Raw genomic sequence first — 16,257 nt, forward strand, 5'->3', positions numbered from 1 at the left:
CAGGCCAATGGGTGGGTATGCCGAGGATCCAGCCCCTTCCGCCCCTCTCAAAAGACGTATTAAGCGGTATAAGGGGCATCTTTGGCGCTACTGTCTGGCAGGCGTCACCTTGATGGGGACTACGAGTAGGCCGCCGGAGAGATCGAAGAGGGGCGGAAGGGGCTGAACTCAAGGCATCGTGTCAACTCTCTGGCTCAGCGTCCCAACGCTTACGTTCTGGTGCGCTAGGCTCGCTGCTGCAGACGTGAGACTTCAGCCCCTCTAGCCCCTTACTGATCGAATGCCATCGCACTGACCTGCTTCTTTATCGACAGCTTGCGCAGTGCTCCAGACCCTGAGCAAGGACTGAGCAGGATGTCCCGCCCTCCAGAATCCGCTGCCGTATCACCGGAGTCGTTGCCGGTAGATAGGGCGATCTGGTGCGCGCAGAGGGGCTGGCCAGTGCACCCGCTGGTCCCAGGACTGAAGGTCCCCGCGGCCAACTGCCCGTCGTGTCGGGTGCAGAACCATTCTGCTGAGCAGTGCTCGTGCCTTCGGGCGGGTCGGTGGTGCCACGGGTTTCACGCTGCTACTACCAACCTCACGCAGATCCGAACATGGTGGGATACGCAGCCTCGGTTCGGGGTGGCGGTCTCCTGCGGCCCTGCCCGCCTGGTCGTGCTCGACGTTGACGCGCACGCGAGCGAGTACCCGTCACGTGAACGACTACTTCCAGGTATCCCTATCCCCGCAGCGATCGACCTGGCCGGGCTCGAGAGCGGCTTCCACACGCTTGCACTGCTGGCTGCCTATCGCAGACAGCAGAATCCCTGCGATGACCACACCACTCTCCGGGTCGAGACCGCGTCCGGCGGCATGCACGTCTGGTATGCCCTCCCGGACGGCATGCGCATCCGGTCATCGTTTGGGGCTGGAGCCAAGGCGGCGTTGGCCTGGCAGGTCGACGTACGTGCTGAGCGGGGATACGTCGTAGCACCCGGCGTGCGCACGAAGAAGGGCAGCTACAGGCCGGTGGGAACAGTCCGGATCCCTGCCCCACTTCCCGAGTGGTTGGCGAAGGAGCTGATCCGAACCGGCCACGGCATAGCCGCCTCGTGTGAGCCTCTTGGCAGAACCCCAGGCCCGCTGATCCGACGAACCAAGGAGCCGGTCGACGGGCTCACCAGGCTGCTTGACGACGTACAAGCCTGCGCGTCAGCGAGGGAAGGCACCGGCTTCACGAGCAAGTTGAACGTGGCCGCGTTCACTGCCGGAGGTCTCGTCGCAGCCGGTCGCATGTCGCATGTCGAAGCAGTTGACCGTCTGACGCAGGCCGCGGAAACAGCGCGCCCCGCTCAGCAGCACAAGATCACCCGAACCATTCGCGACGGACTCAAGGCGGGGGCCACGCGCCCGCTCCACCTCGAAGGACGTTCATGAGCACACCGAGCGACCGCGCTCAGGCGGGCTTCGATCCGCAAGGCGTCGCGCAACAGATGATCGACCACAATGAGCCGGTCGTCGAAGCGCCAGGCCTGCCCGCGCAGAAGGCGAGTCTCGAAGTCAGCGAGCCCGTTGCAGCTGTCCCCAGCCGCCGACCGGTGGGGCGGCTCCCCCACGACCTCACCGACCGCGGAAACGCTGAACTGTTCGCCGACATGTATCACGGGAAGTTCCGCTACGTGGACGGCAACGGTTGGTACTCCTGGGACGCGGGCCGCTGGAAGCTCCGCGGAGGCGAAAGCGCTGCAATCTGGGCGGCCGGAGACATGGCATCTCAGATGCCCACCGTTGATCCCACCGGGACCTTCTCGCAGCAAGATGTCGTACGCCACCGCCGCTACTCGTCGTCCACCAGCGGTATGAAGGCCATGCTTCAGCAGGCGAAGGCTTCGCCCGTGCTATCACTGGACGCCGGAGAGCTTGATGGTGATCCGTATACGCTCTGCACACCGGCCGGTGTGGTCAACCTCAAGACGGGTCACGTCCGGTCGGCCGATCCCTCTCGGGACTTCAACTCCCGCTGCACCCGAGTCGCACCGGCCGCAGAGATGGAAACCCCGCGCTTCTTCGCCTTCCTCACCGACACGTTCGGCGACGACGCTGACGGCAAGGAGATGATCGAGTACCTCCACATTCTGTTGGGGTACTCGATCACCGGCGACGTCGGCGCGCAGGTTCTCCCCTTCTGCCACGGCGAGGGCGCCAACGGCAAGAGCGTGCTCCTCGACGCGGTCGTGCAGATCCTCGGTGACTACGCGCATTCGGCTCCTCCCGGCTTTCTGATGGATCGCGGCGGTTACACCGAGCACACCACGGAATTGACCGAACTGTACGGTCGCCGCCTTGTGGTGTGCAGCGAGCTGAAGGCGACGGACCGGTTCAACGAAGTGAGGATGAAGCAGCTGACGGGCGGCGAGCCGGTGACCGCGCGCCGCATGCGGCAGGACTACTTCACTTTTCCGCCGACGCATCACCTCTGGTTGCTTGGCAATCACTACCCCGAGGTCGCTACGGGCGGTCATGCCTTCTGGCGTCGTCTGCGTCTCATCCCGTTCGAGCACAAGATTCAGGACGATCGGAAGATCGACAACCTGGCCCGGATTCTGGTTGAAGAGGAAGGGCCGGGCATCCTGGCGTGGCTGGTCGAAGGGGCGCGCCGCTTCCTCGCGACTCGAGCGCCCGGAGCCGACCGAGACAATCTCGACGGGCCCAAGAGGGTGCGTCTGGCCACGGCCGGCTATGCGGCAACCGAAGACCATATCGGGCGATTCCTGACAGAAGCCACGGTGAAGCAGTCGAGTGCGAGGGTGCTGCAGTCCCAGCTGTATCTGCTTTACGGGGAGTGGTGCCAGTTGGAGGATGTCAAGCGGGCCACGGGCCGCGCTTTCGCTGATCGCGTCCGGAAGGAACTCGGGCTGAAGTCCGCTGACGAGATGATCAAGTCCAACGGTGTCCGGTTCTACCCTGGCCTGGCGCTGCGGACCGGAGACGAATAGTCGCGGAGTTTGTGCCGAAATGTACACCGAGGCGACGGGCGGCCACTACGCAGGGCCGCTGCGCCCCACTAAACTGAAGAGGGATAGGTGGACACGGGCCCGAGGCTTGAGCGACCAGCCCGAGGAAACCGAGAGCAGAAAGGGGTGCGGACACCATGAGCTCGCTACTCACTGACACGGACGTCGCCGGCGAATCCACCATCGTGTGGCTAGAGGACATCGCGCCTTTGGAGTACGTGCGCCAGGCCGTCCACACCACTCCCTACCGGGTCGGTAAGCCGCCTTTCGACGGCTTGGGTCGCCTGGTGGGCTACGCGGAGCTCTCATCCGCCGTTCAGCGCGACCCTGAGACGAGCCTGTTTCACCGGAGGGTCTTCTATCTCGTTCCCCACGACCGTGACTCTGAGCCTGACGGCGACTACCAGACCGGCTCTCCTGGCGAGGCCGTCGATCCACTCACCGTGGCCGCCCGGCGTACGGGCGTGAAGACTGACCGCTCCCAAGGGCGAGCGATAACTCCGGCCCCCGCAGGGGCGTAGAACCCTGGAGCTGTGAGCTCCGCAGCAACTGTGGGCCCGGCCTCGCGAATCGCGAGGCCGGGCCCACAGTTGCTCTTGCCTGCCCTCTGACGAGCGATTGCGATAGCCTCCGCAAGCCGGGACGGTCTCTCTCCAGGTCAGAGAGGGTGCCTCGCTCAACAGTGGCTGGAGTGGCTGAACTTCCAGCTTCCCCCCCCCGGGGGGCATCACGTCGTCTGTCGGCTCTGGATGGCGCGACACGGGACTTCAGCCCCTTCAGCCACTCGATGATGTTGGAGGACTCTTTCTCCCGCTATAGGCCGCGCTTAGAACGTCTAACAGAATGACGGCGTCGAATCTCGATGGCCTGGCCCAGGTTCATCCATAAATGAAAGCGATCAGCGACCTGGATAGCGTCCGGCGCGCCTTCGGCCGCGCCTTCCGCGTAGGCGCCGGCCCGGTCCCGGCAGATCACCCTGACACCCGGGTGGTCGGCGAGCCAGGCCGCGAGCGTGCTCAGCCCTGCGGGTCGGAAGCACGTCAATGACCTGGTGCGTCTGGCCGTCCGTCAGCACTGTGCTGTAGGTGTGGGCGCGCCGGGTCGCGAAGTCGTCGACGCCCAGGACCCGGGGGGGCGCCCAGATCGGATCCGGCAGGGCCATTACCCGCCGCAGCAGCGTCATGCGTCCCGCCTGAATGCCCAGTACGGCGGTTATCCGGGCACGGGCTCGGCCCGCGAGCGCCAGGCCAATCCGCCCCGACAGCTCGCTCAGCCGCAACGTGCAGCGGCCGTACGGACTGGTCAGGCCCGCCAGCTGTTCGGTGAACGTGTGCTGTTCACAGTCCGCGTTGCCACAGACGAAGCGGCGCACGGTCAGTTCGATCTCGACTCGTCGCCCGCTCAGCGGCACGTCTCGCAGCCGCCGCAGATACCGGTCGTGCACCCGCATCGAGCCGTGGCCACAACCGGGACAGACCCCGTCCGTGCCTTTGCCACGAGCTCGGATCACCACAACTTCGGTGCTTAGAGTCACGGAAGTGACCTTCACTTCGATCCCCGCGAAGACCAACTTCGTCCATTCCCACCCGCAGTTGCCCATGCCCGGCCCGTCGACCAACACACCGGGATTCAGCCCGGATTACGTCGATTTGAGGGAGCGTCAGGTATCGGCGAATGCCGTGGGGCGCACGACGGCACATGCCTGCAATCGAACAGCGACATCACTCGCAGTGACCACTCCCCGTCATCTGTGACAGACCCCGCTGGTGAACGGCCTAGCCTCTGTAACGCGCCGCGATCTGCCCGAATCAGCGACTCGGCCCCTGCGTTGACGCTCCGGGTTTCTCCAGATGGATCATTCCGCGGACCCAGGCCGATGATCAGGAGCCGCCGAGCAGCGTGTATCGCTTGCGGTGCTGACCAACGATAGAAGGGGACTGCACCGGGAGCAGGCGTGGGCCCACTAGTCTCTGCCAGGCCGCTGCGGGCCAGCCTCCCTGGAGAGCAAAGAGCTCCCGCACAGACGCGTGTCTCATGGCCGGAGACCGACGTAGACGTAGCCCAGAGAGGGCGCGTACCGGGGCCATGCACCTGGTGGCTGGCCTGGGAATCGCCTGGGGATGGCGGCGCCACATGTGGTGGTCGGTGGGCGTCGAAACCGACCACCGACCATCAAATGTCCACGGCGGCTATTGGAAGCTCGATGCCACGCTGCGCTCGAGGAAACCTTCGAAGGCGTCCTGCTCCTGGGCCATGCTGTCGAGGAGGTCCGAGACCGCCACACTCACAATCTCGAAGGGTTGGACCTTCAGGGTCGGCATCGTCCGCAGCAGATTCATCAGCCGTGTCAGGAGTGCACCCCCAGACTCGGTCAGCGGGCAGATGGTGCGGGTGTGCCCCAACTGGGACGCATAATCGTCATCGTTGATGTAGTTCCGATAGGCGATGGCCCGGTCCGCCATCTTGAAGACGACATCCTTCTCGTCCTCGATGCGCTCGGCGTCAGCCTCCGCAGGATTGAGCTCCGAGAGTGCCCCCTGCAGCGCTGTGTCGACGTAGTGTCCTGCGATGAGCCGGGGCGTCGGCATGCGTGGCGTGACACGAGCCATGACCGCCGTGTCGATCGCAATCTGGGTGGCGGTTCGCTCAAACGTGAGTCCGTACAGCTGAACGTTCCGCGGCTTCGAACTGTTCTTCTTCACCTCCCAGTACGTGTTCAGAAGTGAGGCATACCGCGGAGCCTCCTCGAACAGTTCCCGCATGTTCCGTTCGCGATTTTCTTGACGCTGGTCCGCCGTGAAGGGTTTCGAGGTATTGCGGCGCGGTCGTCGCGTCGGCAGACCGGTGGATGGCCCCCAACTCGCGACGGCGTGCGTCGACTCTCGACGCGCCACAGCGGCCGTCGTCGCAGTGGTCTCGGCGGCCGGGGCTGCTGGACCTGCGTGGCTCGGGCTGGGATCGGTCGTCGGCTGCTGGGCTGCTGGGCCAGCTACGCCGGGGGCAGGAACTGTGTTTGCCTGCGGCGGCTCGCTGTGCCCATGAAGCTCCGCCGGTGGAGCGACTCGGGTGCTGGCCAGGACCTCGGCCGTGTGGATCTCGGCGCTGGCCGGGAGGGTAGCTGGTGCCTTGAGTTCCTGATCAGCGGCACTCTGGAGGGCCGGTTTGGTCTCGTCGAGGGGCTGGTGCGGTACCAGCGGGGGCTTTGGCGCGACCGGGCTCTCGCTCGCGACCGGGCTCTCGCTCTCGACCGATCGTGAGGACTCCGCAGATCCGGCTCCGAATACGTCTGCGGGCAGGCCCCCCGTGTGCTCTTCGTCTTCCTCGCCGAAGCCGCCGAAGTCGAGGTCGGGCAACTTCAGGTTGGATGCTCCCTTGCCTTGTTCCGTGGAGCCCCCTCGAGACCTTCCGGACCCCGAGCTCTTCTTAGCCGGATCCTTGCTGGCCCTCGTGCCGCCGCTCATACCGTGGCCTCCTTAAGCTGCAGATTGCGGGTACGGACCCTGGTGATTACGGCACGAGCCATGGCTGCGTGATCGTTTGCAATGTCGATGGCGCGCTTAGCGTCAATGAGACGCCCGTTCTCATCCCTGGGACGCTCCGCGACCTCCTCTGTGAGCGGGTCAATCCACTGACCGGCGGCCGCGCGGGCGAACTCGTGGGCGAGCATGCCGGAGTTGCGCGCCTCCTTAGCTAGTACGCGGCCTTCACGAACGTAGTCGTCCAGGATGACGTCGGGTGAGACGTTGTATCGCTGGAGAGCCATGCGGAGCTTCTGCCAGACGATGGTCAAGTCGCTGGTGGGATTCCCCTGTACCTTCCTGAAGCCCAGGAAGCACATGGCCGCCACGCCCAGCTCAGGGTTGGTCTTACGGGTGCTCCTGGCCAACACAGCGAGGTTCGCAAGACCGCTGACGGACGCGTTGTCTGAGTCCATCAAGGGAGCGGTGAGGTGCGTCGTCGCGGCCAGGCCGAGCTGCTGGAGACTGCGATCACCAGGTGAGAAGTCGATGACGACCCAGCGGTACAGATGGCTGATCTGAGCCAACAGGAGGGCTAGCAGGAGATGCGCGGCCCGTCCGTGTGTGGCGACAAGTGCCCCTAGCGCATCGATGATCCTCGCATTGTTGGCGCCGGCAGGTACAACATGCAGGAACTGACGGTCAGTCTTGATGACGTGGAGGGGCGCGTCATTGGTGACGGCGCTTGCGAGGCCCGCACCCTTGTCATTGAACTTGGACCGGGAAAGACCGAAGTCGTGAGAGAAGCCGTCCCCCTGAAGGTCCAGCTCAAGATGTAGGATCGGCAGGGCCTTCTTCCCCTGCTTCGCGAGCATCTCCTGTTCAGCGGCGAGCATGCCCGCCATGTTTGCGGAAAGCGTCGTCTTGCCCTGACCTCCCTTCCCGATGGTGACTCCGATGACGTTCCGGAGATAGGGACGGATCTGGCGTACCACTTCAGCCAACAGGTCGTCATGCTCATCTTCGTAATGGGCCGGGAAACGCCGCACTACCTCTAGACGACTCTTCAAGTCCGTGAAGCTCTCGAGCTCCAGCAGGTCATCAAGATTCTTCGGTACGGCTGCACCCAAGGACTCGTCCAAGGCTCCTCCAGTGATCTCTGATGCGCCAGGATGCACACGCCAGCGCCCGTCAAAGCAGCCTCTCAGTCGTGCACGCACCCCTTCGGTTGCATCGGGCACGGTACACGCAGGCGGCTGCTCTTGTCACTTACCGTCAGATGGTAGGTGACAGCGCACATTTGATGCGGAAGCACCATGCTGGGCTTCGCACCCCGCGCATCCCCCCTCCTCGCCGACCTCCTTCCCTACTGCCGGTCTGACCTGTGAGGTGCTGAGTCGGTGAATGAATGAATGAATAAAGATTGTGAATATGTGAATGCGCAGGTCAGGAGGGGTGTCGACTCGGAATCCCACCTGTCGGTGCGCGGATGGCGCCGGAGTTGCTCTGTCTGGCGAGCGGTGTTCGCGCCGTGGATCGCACATCCAGAACAATCACAAAGGCGCAATCTCCATTCACTCCCACATTCTCGGTCTGTTGGACAACGGCTCAGCAGCCGCTCAGGGGCTTAGGCGTACAAGAGTTGAGTCGCAATGCATGGCGCCCCTCCGATAGGTGAGGCGGTGGGAGTTGTTCGAGCCAGTGCTGTCCGAGTGGCGCGTCGAGCGCCACAGCCCGTGCTTGGACTTGGGCTGGCTGTCAAGGCGTGACCTGCGCGAGATCATGAACGCGATCCTGTATGTGGACCGCACCGGCTGCCGGTGGGCCTACCTCCCGCACGAGCACGACTTCCCGCCCTGGCAGTCGATCTAGGGCTACTTCGCCAAGCTCGACGGGCTACTGGCGGAATTGGTGCGCCAGCAGGACGGCAAACTCCCTCACCCCTCGGCTTGCGTCGTCGACGCGCCGAGCATCAAGACCTCCACCTCCGTGCCATCCACTAGTCAGGGCATCGCGGGCGAGAGGATCGTGGGCCGCAAGCGCAGCATCTTCACCGACACGCTCGGCCAACCACTGGCAGTCCTGGTCACTGCGGGCGTGCAGGACTCGACCGCGGTCCGCACGCTCCTGCAGCTGGGGCGCGTCGACATGACCTCGTTCTCTGCGACGGGGGAGTGGCAGGTGGTATTGGACAGAGGTCGTGGACCGTCGACCGCGGTCGGTCCGGTTCGTCGACTGCCTAGGCACTGAGGTTGACCTGTCGAGCTCGCTGTTGAGCTCGCTGGCGAGCTTGTACGTCGCCTTGGGCGACGAGCTCTGCTTCTATGCCGTGGACCGCTTCGCTGATCGCGAGGGCACGGACGTCAGCGTGCAGGAGGAGGGCGAGGCTGACGACGTCAGGGAAGAGGTCGACCTTGTCGACGGTACTGAGCTGCACGGCATGGATGTGCAGCTCGACGACCGCGGGCAACTTGAAGGTGTCCGAGAGGAGTTCCTGGCGTTCCTCGAGCCCGAGGGAGCTCAGGGCTACCCCGCGGCTGGCACCTCCAGCCGCATTGCCCTGCGAGTGGCTGCCCTGCTAGCGCGAGATGCGACGGCGTAGCACCTGCGCATCAACAGGCAGAGAATGATCAGTGGATCGTCCTTCACGAGCTCTCGGGCCGGTACGGAACCTTGGCAGCCCCCCGGACTGCGGCTGCCTCCCCGGCGTAGTCCTCGGCGGGCACGCTCTGCACCACAGCGGCTGGCGGCCGACACCACGGTGGGACGGCGTCGCCGGCGGAGCGAGCGGCATCCGGGGGCAATGATGCCCGGGTCCTGATGCCCACCCCTTCTCTACGTCCACTCCATGCGCGTAGCGCCGGCATCGCCTATCGCAAACAACCAGTCCAACGTGTGCGGTAGTTCGGCAGTCGGCGCCTGCCGAAGTTCGCCATCCCGTGGCATGGGCTGCCTCAGCAGCAGGTGAGACAAGGAAGTTCGCCCCGGGTGTCACACCGCGGACGAGATCGGCACCTGTAGCAGACGAAGGGGGTACCCCCTCGCCGTCGCGTATAGAAGCAGGAGTCCCTTGATGACCGCCGTTCATCCGACCTCGCCCGTCCTCTCCGGGGATGTCCTTGCCTTCGCGCGCCATCTACCGACGGCACGACTGCCACGGTTGGCTCAGCGGCGCCTGCCGGGCGGGCCGGGTGCCTGGCCTCTGCTGGAGGTGGCCGGCCACATTCCGCATTCGCGCAAAGGTGCGTTGGCCCTGGCGCGTGCAGATGTCCAGGACGCCCCCGAGCCTCTGTGTGCCAGACGGGCCGAGCATTGGATCCACGTGGCCAAAACTGCCGCGCAGGAGTCGACGACACTCCTCCATGGGGGTACTGCATCCTCAACCGGTACCGCGCGCCACTCGTGCTTGCCGAATTACCTGAACGTGAATTTCCGGCAATTGAGTATCCGGAAAATTCTGGGCCTGGCAGTCCATTCGCTGCGACACAACAATCGGCCCTCGGGCCGGAGCGCGTTGTGGGAGACGCGCCGCTTGCGTCGGATAAGAGAGGGATCCGCGGTGCTTCACCTGTCGCTGGCGACGGCTTGCAATCCATCGGCGGAGTGCGCGGCTCGACGGAGCCGACCTCCGCGCGTGAATCTGCCTGCCGGGCGAAAGGGTGACCGCGGCCTGCCGCGAGCACCCCGCCGGGCCTGTCAAACCGGCCAGGTATTCCCTAGCCACCCCTCAGGAGGGCCGACATGAGCCAGCGTCCCCTCCGACACGGCGCGTCCAACACGTCGCGTCGGCCTGCACCGCTTGCTGTGCACTTCACGTCGCCTGAAGCGGAAGTTGATCTGCCGGCGCAGCCGCGGCCGACGGCGGGGGAGTGCGATGACTGGCTGCTCAGGCCGTTCTCGGGCGGTCCGCCCGCTCCCGAGCGCTGACGCACTCCGCTGCGCGAGCAGCCGCCCAGAACTCATCCCCACTCGCGAGCGAAGTGGCCTCTCGCCACGCCGGACTCGCACTTGCATCCGTTCCCACCAGGAGTGTCACTTGATATCCCCCCACTTTGTCCCTGCTAGACGACAGAGCCACGTCCGCGCGGTTGTTATCGCAGGCACGACGCTCATTGCACTCACCGGGTGCGGCGCTGGATCGGACGGCAGCGATGCCGGGCGTGATGATGCCAAGTCCAGCACAAACAGCCCGGCCCCCAAGGGTGCGGTGACGCCCGCTCAAGCCTCAGAGCTCCTGGACAAGTACGTGGAGGTCAACAACAAGGCGAATGCGACCCGCGACGCAGCCTTGCTGGGAACGGTGGAAGGCGGGCAGCTCTACGAACAGAGCAAGGCCGACTACAAGCTCTTCAAGACCAAGTCGGCCAAGGACCAACGCGACTACGCCTCCCCGTTCTTCTACAAGAAGCGTGCGTACTTCATGCCCGCAGGGGAACCGTGGTTCGTCGTCGGTGCGCAGTCCACCGGGAGTAAGGAGTGGGCACTTCTGACCTTTGAGAAGGAGGACGGGAAGTGGAAGGTGGTGATGGGGGTCTACTCGCCGGACGCCCTGCCCGCCATCGACGTCAGCAACCACGGACTCGCGACCGCCCTACCGGCATCCGCTCCGGTGGGCGGGATGGCGCCGGATGCCGTCAGCGACGCGTATGAGGACCTCTTCGTCTCCGGCGGCAAGCACGGAGGCAATCAACTGGCGACGACCGAGCCGACCAAGGCTGCGCGCGAGTACTACCGAGAGCGCAACAGTGGCAAGAACGCCAAGATGGCGACGACCACCTACAAGATGGTTCCGGCCAAGCACGACAAGACCTACGCGCTGAAGCTCAAGAACGACGGCGCCATCGCCATGTTCCCCACAGCGCATACCTCCGCGTTCGCCCTCAAGTCGGCCTTCCTCTACAACTACAAGATCGATCCTGACAAGGAGGAGTCCGTCTACAACTCGACGAGCCGGCCTGCGGTGCTCAACGAGTACCAGGGCCAGGGCCTCGCCGAGTTGACGAAGACCGGGAAGCCGAAGGTCCAGTCCCGCGAGTACCGTCTCGTGGACTCCCGGTGACCGCGAACACCGCCCCCCGGTCGGGCTCATTGCCAACTCGTTGCCGCACGCGCTTCGTATCCATCCCGCTCGACGGGACCTGGGAGGCCGAACGCGACCTCCTCCTGGCGCAGTTCATCGCGGAGCGCCTGGCCGATGTCGCCGACACAGGCTGCCTGGCGGAGCGGAAGCTCGCCGCGGGTGTGATGGATGTCTTCACCGAGTGGACCACCAAACGCGACCTCGCGGCCGCCACCGACGAGGCCGGTCTGTTCCAAGGACAGATCAGCGCCCTGGGGTGGACGCTGCGCGTCTTGGCCCACAGCGCATGGGGCAACGCCCCCGGCTGGGAGGCAGCCTTCCACCCGTCTGCAGCGCCGCCCGCGCGCACTCTGGAGAACGCCCCGTGAGCACGCCCCTGCCGTCCGGACTTCCGCACCCGCCCACCGAGCTGATGCCTTCCGGCCAGATTCCATCCTTCGTGACGTGTCGGCAGTGCGGTGCTGTCCCCGCTGCCCAAGTGACCTTCCGAGGCCACCAGGGGGTGCTTCTCTGGATGCGCTTCTCCAGCGTGAGCGGGCCATTCTGCCAGCCGTGCGGCACCTCGATCTTCCGGGATCTCTCCGGCAAGACCCTGTGGCAGGGCTGGTGGTCACCGCTGTCGCTCGTTCTGTTCACCCCGGCGACCCTGATCGTTAACCGGGTGGCCCTCGCCCGCCTCAACAAGCTGCCGCCCCCGATTCCCGGACAGCCAGGGCCACAACTGATGCTTGGCGTGCCCGTCCTGCGCCGACTGTCCTCCCTGGCGGCCGTTGTCCCACTGGTATGGGCGATCTGGATGATCGCTCGGATCGCCAACGGGACTGCCTAGTGCTCCCCACGAGCGAAGGTGTATGCCCCGAAGCCGCGCCGGGTCGGCCGGCCCAAGCCGCGCGCGCAGCGGCAGTCTGCGCGCGGGCCTGCCGTAGGGGAGCCCAGGCACCGCCGTCCCTGACGGCACGCGATGACCGGCGCTGAGCCTTTCGCGTAACCCCATCACAAGATCAACCCCGAGGGCTGTGGCCTTCGGTCGTTCGATATGCCAAGACAAGTGAGGAATGAAAATGACTACGTGGACTCGTGCCGTTCCGGTAGCCGTCGGGGCTCTGGTCGCAGCGGTTGCGTTGACTGGCTGCAGCGACTCGGGTTCGGAGAAGAGTGAGGACAAGGGCAGCTCCGGCTCCCATTCCGACGACTCCGGATCGCAGGCGTCACAGGACAAGACCGCCTTCCGCCTGGGCGAGGCCAGCCCGGAGCAGAAGAGCGATATCAAGGCTTCGGCCGGGGCCCAGTACACGGTCACACCAACCAAGGTGGCGACTGGAACGAAGGCTGACATGGACAAGTCCGGCCTGGAGCAGGATAAGGAAGACGGCCCCCAGGTCCCCGTCTACGTGTGGTCAACGCTCAGCCACGACAGCGGCAAGACCATGGAGCTCGGCGACATGGACGATGACCTCGTGGTCCGGACGGACGCGGACACACGCACTCGTGCACTCATCGTTCTGGGGGGCGGAGCGAAGTGGCCCAACTGCCCGGCCCCGGACACCTCGAAGACGGTGAGTGCCGGCCAGTCGGAGAAGATCTGCTCCGCCTTCCTCATCCCCGAGGGGGAGAAGGCCGCTGCCGTAGAGCTGAACAGGGGCTACTCCAAGGAGCCCTTGGAATGGCCCGTCAAGAACTGACGGTGCCCCTGGAGCTCCGGGTGGTGAAGCCCGGAGCTCACCGGAGGCGCGGTGCTCCTGGATCGGTTCTTCGTCCGCGCCGCCCGGCTCGCCACGAGGACCTCACCCCCTGGCGGTGAGGTCCTCGTCGTTACGCCGCGAGACGCAGTGAACCGCGAACATCGCCCGCAACCGCGGAGGTTGAGGGGAAGGAAAGGTCTGGCGCAGGTGTCACACCGGAGCCGGACCCGACACCTGTAGCAGATGAAGGGGGAGCGCCCCCTCGCCGCATCTGAAACCCGGAGCGTCCCGATGACCACCGTTCCTCCGACCTCGCCCATGCTGGCCGAGGACGTCCTCGCCTTCGTCCGCCAACCACCGACGGCACGACTGGCACGACTGGCTCAGGCGCGCCGGCTGCTGCGCGAACCACATGTCCGGCCCCTGCTGGAAGAGGCCGTACACATACCGCAGCTGCGGCCGGGAGTGTTGGCGCTGGCGGGGGTCGATGTCCAGGACGCCCCCGAGACGGTGTGCGCGGCACGCGCCGAGCACTGGATGCACGTATCGCAGGCCACCTGGCAGGAGTCGGCCGCGTTCCTCGCCGACGTGGCCTGGCAGGCCCGGCGCGACGGCCGCCGCCTGGCCGAGGAGATCCCCCGCGACACCTCATCCACGCGCGACCCGATCACTGCCCGCACCCGGATCCACCTTCTAGGGCTCGCCCTGCGCTACGACTTCCGCCGTGTCGCGCTGGAGGAAGCGATGCGCGAACACCGCGGCCCCTGGGACGTCTTCACCCGCGCGCTGTTCGCGTTCGCGTTGCTCGGCCAGTCCAAGCCACAGGGACTGCAGGTGATGGACGGGGTACTGGCGTACGCCGCCGACGATGTGAAGGTGCTCCACACTCTGCTGCACGGACTGTGGCTCGGCGACGGTCTCCCTCAACGCCACCAGCACATGCTGGGCCTCCTCTCCCGCCCTCCGTTCCGTGAGCGCACCGACCCATTGGCGCTGTTCCGGGAAGCAGGAACCCTGCGGGAGATGCACTGCTTCGGCGAGGCCTTGGCCACCATCGACCGGGCGTTGGAGCTGCTGCCGCCCGGCGACCCCGGAGTCCACGACGACCTGATCCGGGAACGAGCACTGGTCATCGTGGCCCGCGACGTGCACGAAGCGGCACGCGCTGGCGTCGCGCAGGCAAGTCGGCTGGATCGTACGGGTCGGTGGGGCTGAGTACGGACGATTTCCGGCGCCGCGGAAGCGGGAAATCTACTGTTGGTTTCGACGATTGGGGGCGTCGTGGTGCGGGATTCTCGGCTCGTGCAGACCGCTGTGATCGGCGATGAGAAATCCGATGTGCCTGTGGTCCTGCCCACGGAGCCCATCGCTCTCGACGCATTCCGGCAGGCCCACACGGATGACGAGTTCTGGTGCGGACTGCTTCTGGGCGGCTGCGGCGCCCGCCTGTCCTCGAAACTCTATACGGACAGACAGTGTCACTTTCAGCATAATCCGCAGAAAAGCGGGCAGACACTTACATGCCGGAGGCGGGGGATCGGCGAATCGTCGGCAGACCACCTCTATATGAAGGCTGCCCTGCAGAGCTCACTGACAGATCGCGGACGAACCGCTCGCTTCACCTACCCCGACCCCATCGGCTCCCTGGTGGATGTCCATCTCGAGGACGGCGCACTCCTTCGCGTTCACCTGGACGGGCAGGTCCGACCGGCCTGGGGCGGCCCTGCCCCCATTCTCGCCACCGGTGTCGCTCTGGAGCCGGGCACACTCGCACGCTGCAGATACGTCTACCGAGTCCGCTTCGAACCGGACGGCGTCAGCCGCCGTGTGTGGATCGGCACCGAAGCCCTGGCGCACCCCACCGAGTGGACACCCCTCGCTGAATGCGAATGGGGAGCAGAAGGCCCTCTCACCGAGGCGGCTGCCCGGATCCTCCGGGAGGATCTGGCGGCCCCGGCAGCGCGCTCCCAGCCGCTTCCCGAGGCAGTGACGCACCTCATCCGAGGGCTGGAAACGGCACAACGCTCCGGGACCGTCGAACACGTGCGCCGGTTGTGCGACGGCAGCGGCCCCTTCCTGGGAACCTTGGAGCCGTACGCGCGGGCGGAAGCGCAACAGGCCCTGGACGAGGCGCTCGTATGGCTGGAGGGACATGCGGGCTATCAGCAGCAGCAGTTCGCCGACCTGAAGCGTGCAGTGGACGAAGGGCGCGCCTGGGACGTGCGCGAGCACTACAACCAAGCCACTGCCCTGACGAGACGTGGCGCCAGCGCTGCCGAACTACAGGTGCTGACGGAGGCCCGCGCGTTCCTCCAGGAGAAGAACCACCGCCCGGCAGCGGATACCGCAACTCCTCGAGAGCGCGCGCTGCACAGAACCGCTCCTCCCCAGGCGCGCGCCACGGCTTGGCCCCGCCGCACTCTCACGGCGCAGCCGTACAGCGGCAAACGCGCTCAGCAAGTGGCCGCCGCGCAGAAGGTCCGGCGTCTCCTGGGGGACCTCCAACGGCCAAACGTCTCCGCAGCGCGCCGTGCGAAGAAGATCCGGGACCTCAAGGCAGCTGTCGAGCAGGCCAGGGACGCCCTTGCGTGGACAGACCGGCAACGGGTGCGCGCGATGCTGAAGGACGACGTAGCGGCCCAGCCGGCCACGTCCCGATCAGCTCCGCCGCCCACCCTCAGCCTGTCCGCCGAAGCTCTCGCATCAGCAGCAGCCGCGGTACGCGGCGCGTTGAAACGAACAGCTCGCGCCCAACAGATGGTCACCTGGACCGACCTGAAGGATCAGCTGGGCTCGGCCCTGCCCCGCATGTCTGAAGAGGACCGGCGCGAGCTGATAGCCAGGGTCGATGAAGTGGCGCAACGAGACGAGCCGCTTCTTTCAAGCATTCTGGCCGCGGGCGACCCCCAGCTGGCCGAGGCGTACCGGTTGAGCCTTATCAACCAAGGCGGACACCTCCCGCCCGAGGACCGGGAGGCGCTGCGGGACGTGATCGACGCGGACGTCCGGCAGACCCACGCGTACTGGCGGCACAGGTGAAC

At 65.7% G+C, this 16,257-nt stretch carries 14 protein-coding genes and 1 pseudogene; 11 read left to right on the plus strand and 4 right to left on the minus strand.

Annotation, left to right across the window (positions count from 1 at the left end):
- Nucleotides 1-354: 354 nt before the first annotated feature.
- The 3 genes from ABZ833_RS38725 to ABZ833_RS38735 all read left to right on the plus strand — a co-directional run bounded on the left by ABZ833_RS38725 (nucleotide 355) and on the right by ABZ833_RS38735 (nucleotide 3,517).
- Nucleotides 355-1,419 (plus strand): bifunctional DNA primase/polymerase, encoded by a 1,065-nt coding sequence (locus ABZ833_RS38725; protein ID WP_361057433.1) that lies wholly within the window; start codon nucleotides 355-357, stop codon nucleotides 1,417-1,419.
- Between the two features lie 56 nt (nucleotides 1,420-1,475).
- On the plus strand, nucleotides 1,476-2,978 hold the full coding sequence (locus ABZ833_RS38730) for a phage/plasmid primase, P4 family (RefSeq protein ID WP_361057581.1): 1,503 nt from the start codon (nucleotides 1,476-1,478) through the stop codon (nucleotides 2,976-2,978).
- 155 nt (nucleotides 2,979-3,133) lie between these two features.
- Nucleotides 3,134-3,517 (plus strand): DUF6009 family protein, encoded by a 384-nt coding sequence (locus ABZ833_RS38735; protein ID WP_361057436.1) that lies wholly within the window; start codon nucleotides 3,134-3,136, stop codon nucleotides 3,515-3,517.
- Between the two features lie 292 nt (nucleotides 3,518-3,809).
- Here ABZ833_RS38735 and ABZ833_RS38740 read toward each other — a convergent pair whose 3' ends face one another.
- The 4 genes from ABZ833_RS38740 to ABZ833_RS38755 all read right to left on the minus strand — a co-directional run bounded on the left by ABZ833_RS38740 (nucleotide 3,810) and on the right by ABZ833_RS38755 (nucleotide 7,596).
- A complete protein-coding gene (locus ABZ833_RS38740; protein ID WP_361057439.1) occupies nucleotides 3,810-3,971 on the minus strand; it encodes a transposase in 162 nt (53 codons plus the stop codon).
- Nucleotides 3,895-4,617: a transposase family protein gene (locus tag ABZ833_RS38745; protein ID WP_361057442.1), complete on the minus strand. Its 723-nt coding sequence runs from the start codon at nucleotides 4,615-4,617 to the stop codon at nucleotides 3,895-3,897. The genes ABZ833_RS38740 and ABZ833_RS38745 overlap by 77 nt, the downstream gene beginning before the upstream one ends.
- A 568-nt stretch (nucleotides 4,618-5,185) precedes the next feature.
- On the minus strand, nucleotides 5,186-6,457 hold the full coding sequence (locus ABZ833_RS38750; RefSeq protein WP_361057445.1) for a hypothetical protein: 1,272 nt from the start codon (nucleotides 6,455-6,457) through the stop codon (nucleotides 5,186-5,188).
- Nucleotides 6,454-7,596, minus strand: coding sequence for a ParA family protein (locus ABZ833_RS38755; protein WP_361057448.1), 1,143 nt, complete (start codon nucleotides 7,594-7,596; stop codon nucleotides 6,454-6,456). Before ABZ833_RS38755 ends, ABZ833_RS38750 begins: the two co-directional genes overlap by 4 nt.
- Before the next feature lie 532 nt (nucleotides 7,597-8,128).
- Between ABZ833_RS38755 and ABZ833_RS38760 the strand changes: the two are divergent.
- From ABZ833_RS38760 to ABZ833_RS38795, 8 genes and pseudogenes are all read left to right on the plus strand, one after another.
- Nucleotides 8,129-8,584, plus strand: a pseudogene (locus tag ABZ833_RS38760) (transposase); the annotation flags it as partial.
- Nucleotides 8,585-8,654: 70 nt separating this feature from the next.
- Nucleotides 8,655-9,056: a hypothetical protein gene (locus ABZ833_RS38765; protein ID WP_361057451.1), complete on the plus strand. Its 402-nt coding sequence runs from the start codon at nucleotides 8,655-8,657 to the stop codon at nucleotides 9,054-9,056.
- A 1,605-nt stretch (nucleotides 9,057-10,661) separates the two neighbouring features.
- The gene (locus tag ABZ833_RS38770) at nucleotides 10,662-11,513 is read left to right on the plus strand and encodes a hypothetical protein (RefSeq protein ID WP_361057454.1); all 852 of its coding nucleotides are present in this window, start codon (nucleotides 10,662-10,664) and stop codon (nucleotides 11,511-11,513) included.
- Entirely contained in the window at nucleotides 11,510-11,902 is a 393-nt protein-coding gene (locus tag ABZ833_RS38775; protein WP_361057456.1) for a hypothetical protein, read from the plus strand. Before ABZ833_RS38770 ends, ABZ833_RS38775 begins: the two co-directional genes overlap by 4 nt.
- A gap of 146 nt (nucleotides 11,903-12,048) precedes the next feature.
- Nucleotides 12,049-12,363 (plus strand): hypothetical protein, encoded by a 315-nt coding sequence (locus ABZ833_RS38780; protein ID WP_361057458.1) that lies wholly within the window; start codon nucleotides 12,049-12,051, stop codon nucleotides 12,361-12,363.
- 232 nt (nucleotides 12,364-12,595) lie between these two features.
- Entirely contained in the window at nucleotides 12,596-13,216 is a 621-nt protein-coding gene (locus tag ABZ833_RS38785; RefSeq protein WP_361057461.1) for a hypothetical protein, read from the plus strand.
- A gap of 291 nt (nucleotides 13,217-13,507) precedes the next feature.
- Nucleotides 13,508-14,431 (plus strand): hypothetical protein, encoded by a 924-nt coding sequence (locus tag ABZ833_RS38790; RefSeq protein ID WP_361057464.1) that lies wholly within the window; start codon nucleotides 13,508-13,510, stop codon nucleotides 14,429-14,431.
- Between the two features lie 87 nt (nucleotides 14,432-14,518).
- Nucleotides 14,519-16,255 (plus strand): hypothetical protein, encoded by a 1,737-nt coding sequence (locus ABZ833_RS38795; protein WP_361057467.1) that lies wholly within the window; start codon nucleotides 14,519-14,521, stop codon nucleotides 16,253-16,255.
- Nucleotides 16,256-16,257: the final 2 nt, after the last annotated feature.

This window comes from Streptomyces sp. NPDC047525, from assembly GCF_040643025.1.
Taxonomy (GTDB): Bacteria; Actinomycetota; Actinomycetes; order Streptomycetales; family Streptomycetaceae; genus Streptomyces; species Streptomyces durmitorensis.